The organism is Gloeotrichia echinulata CP02 (genome assembly GCA_038087035.1).
Classification (GTDB): Bacteria; Cyanobacteriota; Cyanobacteriia; order Cyanobacteriales; family Nostocaceae; genus Gloeotrichia; species Gloeotrichia echinulata.
On the sequence record CP051187.1, the window covers coordinates 4,060,270 to 4,073,877 of the forward strand.

The 13,608-nt window shown below is 42.8% G+C and carries 12 protein-coding genes; 5 read left to right on the plus strand and 7 right to left on the minus strand.

Annotated elements, in window-relative coordinates; translation table 11 throughout:
• Nucleotides 1-188: 188 nt before the first annotated feature.
• Nucleotides 189-3,884 carry a tetratricopeptide repeat protein gene (locus HEQ19_17900; protein WYM01083.1) on the minus strand — a complete coding sequence of 1,232 codons (3,696 nt, stop codon included), beginning with the start codon at nucleotides 3,882-3,884 and terminating at the stop codon, nucleotides 189-191.
• 558 nt (nucleotides 3,885-4,442) lie between these two features.
• Here HEQ19_17900 and HEQ19_17905 point away from each other — a divergent pair.
• On the plus strand, nucleotides 4,443-4,796 hold the full coding sequence (locus HEQ19_17905) for a hypothetical protein (protein WYM01084.1): 354 nt from the start codon (nucleotides 4,443-4,445) through the stop codon (nucleotides 4,794-4,796).
• Here HEQ19_17905 and HEQ19_17910 read toward each other — a convergent pair.
• Nucleotides 4,735-5,457, minus strand: a complete 723-nt coding sequence (locus tag HEQ19_17910; GenBank protein ID WYM03485.1) for a hypothetical protein — start codon at nucleotides 5,455-5,457, stop codon at nucleotides 4,735-4,737. The genes HEQ19_17905 and HEQ19_17910 overlap by 62 nt on opposite strands.
• Nucleotides 5,458-5,923: 466 nt before the next feature.
• Here HEQ19_17910 and HEQ19_17915 point away from each other — a divergent pair, with 466 nt between their 5' ends.
• From HEQ19_17915 to HEQ19_17925, 3 genes are all read left to right on the plus strand, one after another.
• Nucleotides 5,924-6,181 carry a hypothetical protein gene (locus tag HEQ19_17915; GenBank protein WYM01085.1) on the plus strand — a complete coding sequence of 86 codons (258 nt, stop codon included), beginning with the start codon at nucleotides 5,924-5,926 and terminating at the stop codon, nucleotides 6,179-6,181.
• Nucleotides 6,182-6,378: 197 nt separating this feature from the next.
• Nucleotides 6,379-8,316, plus strand: coding sequence for a DNA polymerase III subunit gamma/tau (locus HEQ19_17920; GenBank protein WYM01086.1), 1,938 nt, complete (start codon nucleotides 6,379-6,381; stop codon nucleotides 8,314-8,316).
• A 304-nt stretch (nucleotides 8,317-8,620) separates the two neighbouring features.
• Nucleotides 8,621-9,118: a hypothetical protein gene (locus tag HEQ19_17925; protein WYM01087.1), complete on the plus strand. Its 498-nt coding sequence runs from the start codon at nucleotides 8,621-8,623 to the stop codon at nucleotides 9,116-9,118.
• 67 nt (nucleotides 9,119-9,185) lie between these two features.
• Here HEQ19_17925 and HEQ19_17930 read toward each other — a convergent pair whose 3' ends face one another.
• From HEQ19_17930 to HEQ19_17950, 5 genes are all read right to left on the minus strand, one after another.
• On the minus strand, nucleotides 9,186-9,443 hold the full coding sequence (locus HEQ19_17930) for a hypothetical protein (protein ID WYM01088.1): 258 nt from the start codon (nucleotides 9,441-9,443) through the stop codon (nucleotides 9,186-9,188).
• Between the two features lie 216 nt (nucleotides 9,444-9,659).
• Nucleotides 9,660-11,006 (minus strand): glycosyltransferase family 2 protein, encoded by a 1,347-nt coding sequence (locus tag HEQ19_17935; GenBank protein ID WYM01089.1) that lies wholly within the window; start codon nucleotides 11,004-11,006, stop codon nucleotides 9,660-9,662.
• 312 nt (nucleotides 11,007-11,318) lie between these two features.
• Nucleotides 11,319-11,675, minus strand: a complete 357-nt coding sequence (locus tag HEQ19_17940; GenBank protein WYM01090.1) for a DUF5615 family PIN-like protein — start codon at nucleotides 11,673-11,675, stop codon at nucleotides 11,319-11,321.
• Nucleotides 11,675-11,959, minus strand: a complete 285-nt coding sequence (locus tag HEQ19_17945; GenBank protein ID WYM03486.2) for a DUF433 domain-containing protein — start codon at nucleotides 11,957-11,959, stop codon at nucleotides 11,675-11,677. Before HEQ19_17945 ends, HEQ19_17940 begins: the two co-directional genes overlap by 1 nt.
• Before the next feature lie 72 nt (nucleotides 11,960-12,031).
• Entirely contained in the window at nucleotides 12,032-12,205 is a 174-nt protein-coding gene (locus HEQ19_17950; GenBank protein WYM01091.1) for a hypothetical protein, read from the minus strand.
• 80 nt (nucleotides 12,206-12,285) lie between these two features.
• Between HEQ19_17950 and HEQ19_17955 the strand changes: the two genes are divergently transcribed.
• On the plus strand, nucleotides 12,286-13,569 hold the full coding sequence (locus HEQ19_17955) for a transposase (protein WYM01092.1): 1,284 nt from the start codon (nucleotides 12,286-12,288) through the stop codon (nucleotides 13,567-13,569).
• The last annotated feature ends 39 nt before the right edge of the window (nucleotides 13,570-13,608 follow it).

Here is a 13,608-nt window from a genome sequence, read left to right on the forward strand (position 1 = left end):
CCGCAGGAGAAGGCTAACCCAACATTTGCGCGGGTTTGTTGGGTTTCACTTCCCTACGGGACGCTACGCGAACGTTCAACCCAACCTACGAATATTCTTAACCGAACCGTATTGGGGGATATATAGCCCGTTGGTGCAGCCTCTCCATTAGAATAAGTAAAGTTTTTAACTCTACCTAAAATAAAACATTATTGTAATTTACCTGCAATTGTAAATGCTGCCCAAAAGTAAGGATGAGTATACAGTTTTTGCTCTGGTGCTAGTTTACTAGTTCTATACATCTGTGTTGCGACATAAGCCCTAATTCTTAATTCATCTGGATGCAAATTAAGCAATAAGTCTTCATACCATTGTGTCAGTTCCCTAGCTGTGAGTTCTTTCAGCCATGCTGTGGCTTCGGTTAAAGCAGTAGCTGCGGATTTATCTGGCTGTAGTCGTCGATAAAACTCAATCATCACCAAAGCATTAGCAAATGATTCTACAGTCCAAAGGGTACTCACCACCAGGGAAACTCCCGCACTCAAGAAACCACTAACTAAATCCACATATTCGCTGGTGATATTGTGGTTGTGATTGCTGATAGTTTCGCATCCTGAAAGCGTAACAAGGTTGTAACTGACTAGAGTTTGTTGAATGATTTCTTCTAGGGTGAGTTTGTCTTCATACGCTAATGCCAATTCTGATTTTCTAGGTTCAGTCAAGTTGTTTGTGCTATGCCCTGTAAAGTGAAATATATGGTGATCATCAAATAAGGCATTTTCTACAATATTTTTAGTAGCTTGTCCCCCCTGAATACGTTGACAATGCACGAACATTTCACTAACAAGTTCCGATTGCATTTTGGCAAATTTTAATGGAGAATAACCTGTGCTGTTGGGGTATTCTACACTCAGGAATAATTGATTATCTTTATGCCATATTGGCTCGGCTTTTAGAGTTAAGCCGATTTGGACGCTAGGCAAATAACTAATAGTGTAATTCGCTGCAACACTTGATATATCTTCCTCGAACAAAGAATAGTGACCAAATAGTGCATGAATAGGCAATCTGTGCAATTCACGGTGGGGAATTAAAATCAGTTGGGTGATACCTTCAAGTTCCTGTTCAATTGTGGAAATATTGAGCAAATTTCTCAGTTCTAAAAGCCTTTGTTCCATATCCAAGTGCCAGGAATGGTTCCTTTTGCTTTGTTGGTCTTGGATTTGGCGATATTCTTGATATTGTTGATGCCAATCTTCCAGCCAAGTTTCAAATTCTCTGAGACGTTCCACTGCTTCCGGGAGGGGAAACTCATCTCCATATATGGTGGCTACTGTTGAAGGTATTACCCCAAAATTCTGCATGGGTGTAAATATCAAAATTGGGGATGGCGCTTCATCTTTGAGAATGAAGGTATGTAGACATGTGGGGCTAACATGCCAGTAAATAATTGCAGTTGTGGGATTTAGCAGTTCTTGAATTGAGTCATATCTGGGTGAGTAAATCTCTTCTCGCAAACCAAAAAGCAGGGAATTGAAACAAGTATTTTTGCCGTCTTCGGCGATTTCCCAAGCTTCTACCAAATCCCCGTATTCTACGGCTAAATCTACCGCCAATTGCCCTAAACCTGCAAATTTGAGACTTAGCTGTTTTTTACTATCATCAGAGCGAGTTGGTTCAAAAATTAATTGATGAAATAAATCTGTAGCTTGTCGCAGAAATTCTTGTGCTGGTTCTGTTTCTCCTAACCCCAAATGTGTTTTGATCAGCGATTGCAAAACTTCTAAATGTAACTTAGGAAAATCTTCAATTGTCAGAGTTGACAGCGCTTGATTATATTCTGCTACAGCTTGCTGCCAATAATAACGGGGTGTGGAATGTTTTTTTCCTCGTTCGTAGTGAGTATTCGCAATTGCTAAATGTAATCTACCCCAACCTTCTGGATAGGTGTCTGGGCGAACGTATTTTAAACCTTCCTGATAGCTAGCCAATTTGCCTTGATAACCACTCTCCTTCAGGGCTGGATTTGTGGCTGTGATGCTAGTAAATAAATTTAACAGCGCATCAGGATTAACTAAATTGCCGGCGGCGGTTCCTCGACCAATCCAAGCTTCCCAATAGTCAAGGTTGATTTGCAAAGCACTGTCATAAGAGGCGATCGCTTCGGCAAATCTTCCTAAATAAAACATTGCTACTGCTTGATTATACCAAGCTACGTGGAAGTCTGGTTTGATGGTGATAGCTTTGCGGTAGGAGGCGATCGCTTCTTCGCGATGGAATAAGTTATCTAAAGCTATACCGCGATTGTACCAGGCTAAGTAGAAGTCGGGTTGGATTTCTAGAGCTTGATCATAAGATGCGATCGCCTCTGACCAACGTCCTAAATTAAACAGTACTACACCCCGATCAATCCAAACTTCCTGGTAATCGGGTTGGATTTCCAAAGCTTTGTCATAGGATGCGATCGCCTCCTCATATTGCTCACCCAAAGCCAATGCTATACCTCGATAATACCAGTTATCCTGGTCTTCTGGTTGCAAAACTAGGGCTTGGTCATAACTAGAAATGGCTTCCCATAACTGCCCTAATTTCAGTAGCGCCAAGCCTCTACTAGACCAAGCTTGTTGGTATTCAGGCTGAATTTTTATCACTTGTTCAAAACAAGCAATGGCTTCGTCAAATTGTCCTAATTCACCGAGGATACCACCGCGATTGTACCAAGCTTTGTAGTGGTCTGGTTTGAGTCTTATCACCTGCTCATAAGATGCGATCGCCTCAGCAAACCGTTCTAAATGAAATAGTGTCAGGGCTAAGTTAAACCAATATTCATAATATTCAGGTTTAAGTTCTATTGCTTGATTATAAAATGCAATTGCTCCTAACAAATTGCCTGTTTTCGCTTGCTGGAGAGCTTGATAAAAAAATGCTTGCGCCTGCTCGGATTTTGACTCAACAATAACTTGAGGATTGCTCTTTTGAATTGCCAGATCCGAAACCAGTTGCTGAACTAAATTCGTATTTTCATCCAATCTCCCTAACAGCACATCTAAGACCTCGGCTACATCAGGCTCTGATCTAGCCAAAGACTGCTCCTGTTTCTCCTCTATTAAGGGGGGAATTTCTCGCGCTTCTGGGTGGGGAGTGAGCAGAGGTTCTGGTTTTATCGTCTCCACCTGTTCTGGCTCGTGATAATCCCAGAACAGTTCGCCCAAATGAGCGATCGCATCTTCCTCTGAGGGAATCAGCAAAGTTGCTCGTTTTGTAGTTTCGCTATCTATTTGTTGATCATACTCCCAGATCAGCTCTCCTAAATTGCCCGTCCATGTTTCTTGAACAGAAATGAACTCCGGCGCTGGTATTGTGCTTTCGCCATCTTCCTCCTCATAGTCCCATAACCGTTCACCTAAGTTACGGATTAACTCTTCTCCAGGAGAAATGAGCAGAGTTTCTTCCGGCGTAGTAGTTTCAACCTCTTCTGGTTCCTCATTCTCGCCATACTCTGTCGCCATATTCCGCGTCAACAGCCGAATACCGATTTCATAAGCCAGTTCACCGATTTGGCCAATACCAAGTTCACCCAGCTGCACCATTCGCGTTGCTAACTGAAGATTCGGAGCAGGCGAAATTAACAATCTTTCACCAAAAACCAGCAACCAACTCAGCCAACGGTCATCACTAATACGATTTTCCATCCGCTGCAGATACTTTACCACCCACTGCTTTCCTCGTGCTTGATGCACGCCTTCCAGCATCTGGGTAAACAAAAGTTCCAAATCCGCATTCGTCAGTTCCGGTGGTGACTCCACCACCCTGCGTCCCCTTGTGGCATTCTGAGAATGAGTCTGCTGACTGCCAAAGGGGCGCTTGAAAAACTTTTTAAGCCACTGAAATAGCCGCCTGAGCATCTGCCACACTCTTGGATTTTAGTTTTCCTAGATTGTAGCTATCGTTGTGTTAAAAAAATCATTAATTCCGTAAAAACCCTCTAAACTTCTGGGGATCATCATCCTTTTTTTGATAATTAAAATACAATATTTCTTGACACTCTCCTGCCTTTAGGCGAGGAGATTCTTTAAAAGGAGATACCAGGAATGGCATTGCTCGTACCACAACTCCCAGAACCGTTTACCCGTATCCCAGTGTCGTGCGATGCGCGGTGTCAATTGCGCCTACTCCCTCCAAGCAGTGCGTAAACTGCCCATTGGGTCTACTTATCGTATGCTTGTTACTCACTCACTTAATTGTCCTTGTTTGTGGGGGCTGGGACTGGAGTACAGAGTACCGAATTACCCATGTAGAGTAACAGCCTTTTAACCAGAACGTCCCGCCACTGGGAGTTTCACCCACCAATTAAGGTCCTAGTTGCTGTGCTGATTATACCATGTAAAGCCGTCCTAGAAGGACGGGGTTTCATACCCATTTTTCTGATGATTTGCTAAATTGATTTTTTCAGGGACTGGGGATTGGGGACACTTCGACAAGCTCAGTGCATCGCTGGGGATTGGGGATTGGGGACACTTCGACAAGCTCAGTGCATCGCTGGGGATTGGGGATTGGGGATTGGGGGAGAAGTTTTAACTTGCGAACTTGGAACTTCAGCTTCCGAACTTGGAACTTCGACTTGTGAACTTGGAACTTCGACTTGCGAACTTGGAACTTCGACTTGCGAACTTGGAACTTCGACTTGTGAACTTGGAACTTCGACTTCCGAACTCAAAACTTCAGCTTCCGAACTCAAAACTTCAGCTTCCGAACTCAAAACTTCACACTGTTCCCGTCCCCTGCTGAATCTGTTTCATCAGTACTCGATTGATTAGCAGCATAGAATTGATTAATCAATGCCTGGATAATAACTTGTGGATCGTCTGTTTCAATTCCCATTTGTTGGACTATCTGCTCACGCAGGTTTTCATCCTGTTGCAACATCACAAATAACTCTTCTAAGGAGAGGGTTTGGTATTCTCCCTCGCCTGACTCGGGGATATTTTCAACAGAGTCTGCTTCATCTTGTGTTAGATAGTTCTCTGGGAGTGGAAAATTCTCGTTGACAGCATCAGGCCCTTCATATTCCCAGATTGGTTCCCGTTGATTGCGCGTCAACAATTGCATCCCAATATTATAGGCAAGGTCTCCAATCTCGCCGATCTCCAATTCACCCAGTTGCACCAACCGCGCTGCTAATTCATTATTGGGTGTAGCTGATGCTAGCAATTTTTCACCGAAGCGCCGTAACCACTCCACCCAGCGATCAGTTGGGACGCGATGTTCAATATTATGTAGCCACTTTACCACCCAGGCTTGACCTCGTGCCTGATGCACTCCAGCCAAAAGTTCGGTGAAGAGAAATTCCAAATCCGTATCGGCTAGGGGTGGCGGTGGTGCTTTTTGAACATCCACCCTAACATTTAAGGGAGTCTGTTTCCCCCCAAACAAACTTTGAAACAGCTTTTTTATCCACTGAACTAGCCGCCTGAGCATTTGCAGCACCATTGAATATTGGTTCCCGTGACATACTACTACACTAATGCAAGCATACAGTGTAGGCTTCTCAACCAATCCAGCTATTGCTTAGGAGGCGTTGAGCTTTGTTTTAAGTCCACGGAATGCCCTGCCGCCGACTATGCAATTTCTTTACACCTCGGCTTCGCTCGGTGTAAACCTTGTACCGTTACATAAGACCTATTCATAACTACTCACAAATAGACAAATCTACTCATGTTATGTAGTTTGATGCTTACTTCTTGCTACCCTCCGGGAACGCTAAGAGCGAACATTCTGGCAACGTCGGCGTTAACCAGTCCACAGGCTAAAACTGTCTAACTGACAGCTTGACTCAAATTGCCTACTTACTTTCACGCTGTGCAACGGAGTCCCTTGCCAATAATCGCGATGCTACTGGACAGAGGCTTATCAGACACCAACGGGGGTGAAGCAAACCATAAATATGATACCAAAAAATACAGAAATTGGGGCATTGGATATTGGGCATTGGGGATTGGGGATTGCACTTCTCTGCGAGACGCTACGCGAACGGCTCCGCTCTGTTACCAGGGATTGGGGATTGGGGATTGCACTTCTCTGCGAGACGCTACGCGAACGGCTCCGCTCTGTTACCAGGGATTGGGGATTGGGGATTGCACTTCTCTGCGAGACGCTACGCGAACGGCTCCGCTCTGTTACCAGGGATTGGGGATTGGATTAATTTACTCATTACTCATTACTCATTACTCATTACTATTGGGGATTGGTTAATTTTTTTGCCCCATGCCCCATGCCCAACTCAAACCCTTGATTTTTCGTAAGTCTGGGAAATGTATCAAAGCGAAATTTCTGGTCTGGCGTTCATCAACACGCGATAATAGTTTAGTCCCGAACTTGACTGACTGGGCGCTGCAATTCATGTCTTACGAACCCCTGCACCACAAGTATCGCCCAAAGAGTTTTGCTGAACTGGTAGGACAAGAGGCGATCGCTACTACTCTGATCAACGCGATTCGCTCATCAAAAATCGCGCCTGCTTATTTGTTTACTGGGCCTAGAGGTACGGGGAAAACTTCTAGCGCCCGGATTCTCGCCAAATCGCTCAATTGTCTGCAAAATAATTTGCCTACAGCCCAACCCTGCGGTGTATGTGATGTTTGTCAGGGAATCACCAAGGGCTACACTTTAGACGTAATTGAAATTGATGCCGCCAGCAACACTGGTGTCGATAATATCCGCGAAATTATTGAAAAGGCGCAGTTTGCCCCTGTACAATGTCGCTACAAGGTATATGTCATTGATGAATGTCATATGCTTAGTACCCAGGCATTCAATGCGCTACTGAAGACATTAGAAGAACCACCGAAACACGTGGTCTTTGTATTAGCGACAACAGACCCACAGCGAGTATTACCCACAATTATTTCCCGTTGTCAGCGGTTTGATTTTAGACGTATTAATTTAGAGGCGATGGTCAAGCATTTAAGTGCGATCGCCAGCATAGAAAAGATTAATATTTCCCCAGAAGCGGTAACGTTGATTGCTCAAATTGCTCAGGGGGGATTACGAGATGCCGAAAGTCTCCTTGACCAATTAGCATTATTATCGGGTGAAGTCACACCAGAGCGAGTTTGGGATTTAGTTGGCGTGGTGAGTGAACAAGACTTACTGGCGCTTTTAGGTGCGATCGCCCAAAATCAAGCTGAAGCAGTTCTCGACTGTACCCGAAAAATCCTTGATCGTGGTCGCGAACCCCTAACAATTGTGCAAAACCTCGCCGGTTTCTACCGCGATTTACTCATAGCCAAAACAGCACCTAATCGTCAAGATTTGGTGGCTTGTACTCAGCAAACCTGGAAAGGACTGCAAGAATTTGCCCAAAAGTTAGATATAAGTAATATTTTGGCAGGACAGCAACACCTACGCACAGCGGAAGTACAAATTAAAAATACCACCCAGCCGCGTTTGTGGTTGGAGGTGACATTATTAGGATTGTTACCGAGTGCAACTTTTGTCCCACAAATTACCACCGTCTCACCCAGAGTTACCACACCAATAGTATCACCCAGCCATCCCCCAACACCAAACTATTACCCCAATCCCTCATCTAGCCCATCTCCCTCACCACCTCCAGTAACGCCGTCTATTTCTCAGCCACCCCCCCAACAGACGCCATTAAATCCGCCTGTACAACCAGAAACCCTAGAATCACCCCCACAGGAAGTTGACGGAGCAACACTAACAGACTTCAGTCAAATTTGGCAGCAAGTACTAGGCAATATTCAGCAGACCTCAAAGCGAGAGTTGCTACGACAAATGTGCCATCTCATTGAATTTGACGGTGCTTTTGCTCGTATGAGTGTCAAATCTGAACCTTGGTATAAAAAACTTATATCTGATCTGCCGATGATTACGGCAGCTTTCCAGCAAACTTTTCAGCGTGAAATTAAAGTAAGTTTAGAAATAGGAAATTCCTCAATTTCCACTTCAGCCAAAAAAAACCCTCCGGTTAACGGCTCACCGACGGTTCAGCAATCACCACCGCCCAGTTACCAGACCCAGCCACCAGCGCCAGCACCAGCGCCAGCACCAGCGCCAGCACCAGCGCCAGCCACACCAGCAGCAAAAAAAACCGAGTCAGCAAAGTCTAATTCTGGTGGAGTGCAAACTTCACCTCCTCCGCCAGCCAAAACACCCCCATCTGATTGGGAAACCGACGAAGTAGCGATCGCCGCTCAACGTTTAGCAAAATTTTTCGACGGACAAATCATTCGGGGGACAGATGATGTTGGTGATTTTTCCGAGTCTGTGAATACATTTGAGGTACTAGACGACTCAGAATTCGATGATGAATAACCCATATTCCAATACGGTTCAGTTAAGCCTAAAACTGAATATTTATGTAGGTTGGGTTTCGATCCTCAACCCAACCTACGCAGGTTAATGTTTTTGGCTCTAACTGAACCGTATTGGGAAGCATCCCACACATCATGTGCGAAGTAATAAAGTTTTCTCTTTGTTGACCAGGATGTTTAAAGCAGGTCATCAAATCTTTAATATAACTCTCCGAATCATTCTTATTTCACCCCAATATCACATAGACAATGTATAGTATTTACTGTGGATGATTACACGAAAGCGATTAATTTTGGAGGTCTTTATGCAAGCTAAATATATAAAAGCTTTAAGTATCAAGCGAATATATGCTGAACGCATTATTTCTGGTATAAAAACTATTGAATTGCGAAAACGTCCAATTGGTATGGAATTGGGTGATCTTATTCTTTTATATGAAACTGCTCCTGATGCTGTTATAAGAGGAGGATTCATAGCAGATAAAACTATATCTTTACCTGTTTCCAAAATGTGGGAACAGTATCATTCTGTGATGGGGGTAGAAAAAGAGTTTTATGACAGATATTTTGATAACTGTGAATTTGCATATGGTACTTTAATCTATCGTAATTTTAGCTTTTCTGACTTGCCTCTGAAGGAAATATATAAGCTCTGTTCTGGTTTTACACCTCCACAAGCTACAATCAATTGGCGTGAGAATTGGTATATTCATTGTGAGTGGATTAATGTACTAGAAGATTGCAGAAATGAATTGATTCTCAAAGGACGGCTCAGTAAACAATTAAATCTATTCGCCTATTAGCGATTTTTCAAATTTTGTAATTTGCGGTATGGACAAATTTTTATTTTTACTAAAGTGACATAATCATTTACCATTCTATCCCTCCTTCTTTAACAATATCTTCATATTGCTGATAGCTAATACTTTGCATATGTTGAGGGACATAATTAATACCAAATTTGCTAAATCTAAAACGAGGAATTGGGTTTGTAAATGGTACCCACCAACCAAATTTTAGCGCCATTGCACACCCTAGATTAGTCCCTTGTTGTTTGATATGATTGGCTCTTGCGTGTATAGCGTGCTTAATTATTAATGAAAGTCGATTAAATTGCTTTAATAACAAGGCTTATAGGCGTTTATAATTTGATTTTTAGTAACAGTAGCTCAAATACAAAAAATAATGGCTTTTATCGGAGCCAGGCAAGGGTTTCAAACTTATTTTTTAACAAATTCAGCACGCTAAGTACGCAAGAACCAGAAATTTAGCCTATGACCGTGCCACCTGTAAGTGCAGCACGATTGGCTTTTTGGGTTTAATCGGATAAGGTTGATTTGTTCATTAATGGTCTCCACTGCCTGTATGCACGGTTTTGACCCATTTCAGGCGCTTGGGTTGGATCGCCATGCGGGCGGTGGTAAAGCTCATGACCACAAACCAGTGGGACATATATAAAGTGCCACGCAGGGTCTGAAGCAACCACAGCAAATATGTAGAAAGTTGAAATTCCTGGTGTTGATTTATTTGCTTTAAACCTGCAAACATTCCCAATATTGAAATAGTAATTGATAAGCTTGTGATCGGACTTAATATTGGTGGACGTTGCCAGGCGATCGCCACTAACAAATCTGGGATTGCTGCTGTCGGTAAAATATACATAATCAGCATAAATATGAGCAAATCCCAGCTTTTTGTGATTCCCATCCGGTTTTTGAGAATCAAATCCCAGTAATCTAAATACCGCTGATAACCGCCTTCTGCCCAACGGTTGCGCTGATGCCAAAGGGCGATCGCTTTCGTGACGCCTTCTTCTTGCACTGCTGGGTAAAATACGCATTCAATATCCCATTTGTCAAGATGTAAACGGATTGTCAAATCTAAGTCATCGGTGATGGTTTCTTCATTCCATCCACCACAGCGTTCTAAGGCTGTACGTCTGACCAATTGACCGTTACCCCGCAGTTCGCCAATACCACCAATGGCAATCCGCTGTTGCTGTAAATAGGTATCAAGGGCCATTTCTGCTGTTTGACCCTGAGTCCAAAAATTTTCTTTGGCGTTGGCGATCGCTTTTCGCATTTGTAATGCCCCTAGTTGTTCTTTTTCAAACAACGGTATTACCTGTTGCAAAAAGTCTGCTGTCACCTGGGCATCAGCATCAAATACGGCGATAATTTCGCCTTTGGTCATGGGTAGTACCTGATTTAATGCCCCCGATTTACCGCCAGTTGCTTGTGCTGAACGGCTTAGTACCTTGAGGTTTTGGTATTGTTGCGCCAGTTCTGCTAATAATTGCGGTGTGCGATCGCTACTATTATCGTCAATTATCCAGACTTCATACTGCTCATCTGGATATTCCAGACGGCAAAGATTATTGACTAATCTGCCAATTACTGCTTCTTCATTTTTTGCTGCCACTAAAATAGATACAAACGGTAAATCACCTTGTATTTGTTTTGGATGACGGCGCGGCTTGACAAACACTACCTTACAGGCGTGAATGCCTAAAATGGCGGTGAGACCGAGAACGAATATAGAACCCCAGGAAACTAAATGCAGGGCGATCGTACCAGTCCAGACGATAGTTAAGACTATAGCGGCTTTGCGTCTGCGTCCTTGAAATCGGGATGGTAAAAACACTGATTCAGTCTCTACCACTGACTCCTCGGTTGCTGAGAGGTCAGACATAAGTTTGTTGCAAAAATCGTTGTTGGGTCAAAACAGGGTTTTCCGACAGCTTTCTCAAGAAAAGCCAATGCAGCCCTATTGTACCTGACATTCTCATATTTCTTCGCAGTCGCATTCCCAAACTAGAGAATCTTCTGCACCTAGCGCATCTTCACTACCATCAGCCACATTATACCTAATAGTCCACCATCCGTAGGGGCACGGCAATGCCGTGCCCCCACTCGCTCCTACATGTATCAGCGTTTTGGTGGTATTGTATAAGACTTTGAAAAAACGCCCTAGGCTTTCTGCTCTAATACTTGTAAGTCGGCTTTATGGTAATGGACGTTGGCGCAACTGTGTAGGCTCTAAAACTGTAAAATATCTTTCTAAAGATAATCTTTCAACGCTCAACAAACGTAGTAAAACATCTGCTGGTTCTTCTGGTGTCGTAGGAAAATAGCGAAAATAAACCACACCAATTGGTACTGCCATTCGCCTTCGGTAAATTAACTCCCCATAATCCCTGTCAAAAGTCAGTATAATCCTGTCCTCAATAACAGCTCGTTCCAAAACTAGAGAATCCTCTGCACCTGGCGCATCTTCGCTGCCATAAGCCACATCATATCCAGCATCGCGCAGCCGAATTACACTCCTGACAGGGAAATTTTCATTTGCTAAAAACCGCATTACGCCGACTCAGATAAAAACTGCAATGTATAAAAAGATTCTTCTCGCAAAGACTCCGCAGTAAAAGCAAATACCGCCCGCAGTGCTTCGGGAGTTAAATTAGGATAATTTTCTAATACTTGTTGTACCGTCCAACCTGTAGCAAACAAGCCTAGTAAAAACTCGACTGATAATCTAGTTCCTATTATCGTTGGTTTACCTAATAGTATTTTTGGGTCGGAATGAATGTACTTTCGCCAGTCCATAATGTATGATAAAACTTTAAACAAAATATAGTCTAGCATAGTCAGATATAGTCTAAAAGACAGTCCTAATGAAATTATCTGATTATGCTAAAACCTTGGGGATTTCCTACCTTACCGCTTGGTGACATTACAAAGCAGGTAAAATACCATATCCAACAGAGCAACTTCCCACGGGTACGGTAATTGTTGATTACGACCCGAAAAAGATATCAGGGCAAAGCGCAAAACCGAAAAAATTGTAGAAGCCTTAAATTCTCCAACAGATTGATTAAGTTTTCTAGTCAAGCATATCTTACTGTATCTTGAATGATATACTAATTTCATTGCCAAAGTTGATCAATACTTTGACTACGCTCAGTATAAATATGCGTCAAGTAGAAAAGCACATAATCAAAGAAGGACATGACTGGTTTGATTATTGTAGTGACATTACCACTATTTCTCGACAGCTTTATAACACTGCTCAATTCACTCAACGCCAAGGTTTTTTTTACGGATGGGGAACTCAATCACAAGCTAGCTTAGATAGTTTATTCAAACAAAACGAGAACTACAAAGCCTTACCAGCAAAAGTAGCGCAACTCGTATTAAAACAGAATGCAGATGCGTGGATTGCTTACTACAAAGCATTAGTGGCTTACAAACTTGAACCAACTAAGTTCACTGGTAGACCAAAACCACCTAATTATGTTGATGATAAGAACCTGATTAAGTTTAACAATCAAGCCATTGGCAAAAAAGAATTTAGTAAAGGTTCGGTTGTCCCGTCAATGTCGCCAATCAGAATCCCGGTAAAGCCTGGACTAAGATTTGACGACTTGTGCGAAGTGCGAATTGTCCCAAAAACGGGATGTTTTGTGATCGAGGTAGTCTATGAAATTCTGCAAAAAAATGAGTTCTTCTGTAGTTTGAATCCTGAACTTAATGTGGCGATAGACATAGGCTTAGACAATCTAGCGACGATTGTTTTCAACGACTTGAGCGAACAGCCAATTATCGTAAACGGGAAACCATTAAAATCAGCCAACCAATTTTATAACAAGCAGATTGCCAAGTTTCGAGGTTTTCTGCCTCATGGTAAAGGTAAATCAAGGCGAATCGCAAACATCGTCCGCAACCGTAATCAATTTATAGATTCATATTTACATCAATCCACAAAAATGATTGTGGATGAACTTTTATCTCTTGGTGTAACTCACGTCTCAATCGGGAAAAACGAACAATGGAAAACACGTCTTAATTTAGGTAAACGTACAAACCAAAGCTTTACTCAAATACCACATGCTAAATTTATCGAGATACTGACTTACAAATTGGAGCGAGTCGGTATTACCGTTAAGGTAGCAGAAGAATCTTACACAAGTAAGGCTTCGGCGATTGATTGGGACATCATCCCAACTTATCAACCTAACAACAAGATTAAGCATGTATTCTCAGGAAAACGTGTCAAACGTGCGTGGTATATCAGTAAAAATGGTTTGAAGATTCATGCTGACGTGAACGCAGGGTACAACATCGGCAGAAAAAGTAATCCTGAAGGATTTGACTGTCTCCAGTCTATTCTAAGCGATAGGGGGTGTCAGGTAGTACATCCAAGGCGGATAACTCCACTATTTAAGCGTGTCCATGCTGAAAGTAGAGTCGCTTAAAGCTAAATTGCATAAGTCTGACTATGTTTGACTATGTGA

Excerpts from the sequence above, each read along its gene's own strand:
- HEQ19_17900 (WYM01083.1), bottom strand. The coding sequence starts at position 3,884 with ATGCTCAGGCGGCTATTTCAGTGGCTTAAAAAGTTTTTCAAGCGCCCC.
- HEQ19_17910 (WYM03485.1), bottom strand. The coding sequence starts at position 5,457 with ATGCTCAGGCGGCTAGTTCAGTGGATAAAAAAGCTGTTTCAAAGTTTG.
- HEQ19_17915 (WYM01085.1), top strand. The coding sequence starts at position 5,924 with ATGATACCAAAAAATACAGAAATTGGGGCATTGGATATTGGGCATTGG.
- HEQ19_17920 (WYM01086.1), top strand. The coding sequence starts at position 6,379 with ATGTCTTACGAACCCCTGCACCACAAGTATCGCCCAAAGAGTTTTGCT.
- HEQ19_17925 (WYM01087.1), top strand. The coding sequence starts at position 8,621 with ATGCAAGCTAAATATATAAAAGCTTTAAGTATCAAGCGAATATATGCT.
- HEQ19_17935 (WYM01089.1), bottom strand. The coding sequence starts at position 11,006 with ATGTCTGACCTCTCAGCAACCGAGGAGTCAGTGGTAGAGACTGAATCA.
- HEQ19_17940 (WYM01090.1), bottom strand. The coding sequence starts at position 11,675 with ATGCGGTTTTTAGCAAATGAAAATTTCCCTGTCAGGAGTGTAATTCGG.
- HEQ19_17945 (WYM03486.2), bottom strand. The coding sequence starts at position 11,959 with ATGCTAGACTATATTTTGTTTAAAGTTTTATCATACATTATGGACTGG.
- HEQ19_17955 (WYM01092.1), top strand. The coding sequence starts at position 12,286 with ATGCGTCAAGTAGAAAAGCACATAATCAAAGAAGGACATGACTGGTTT.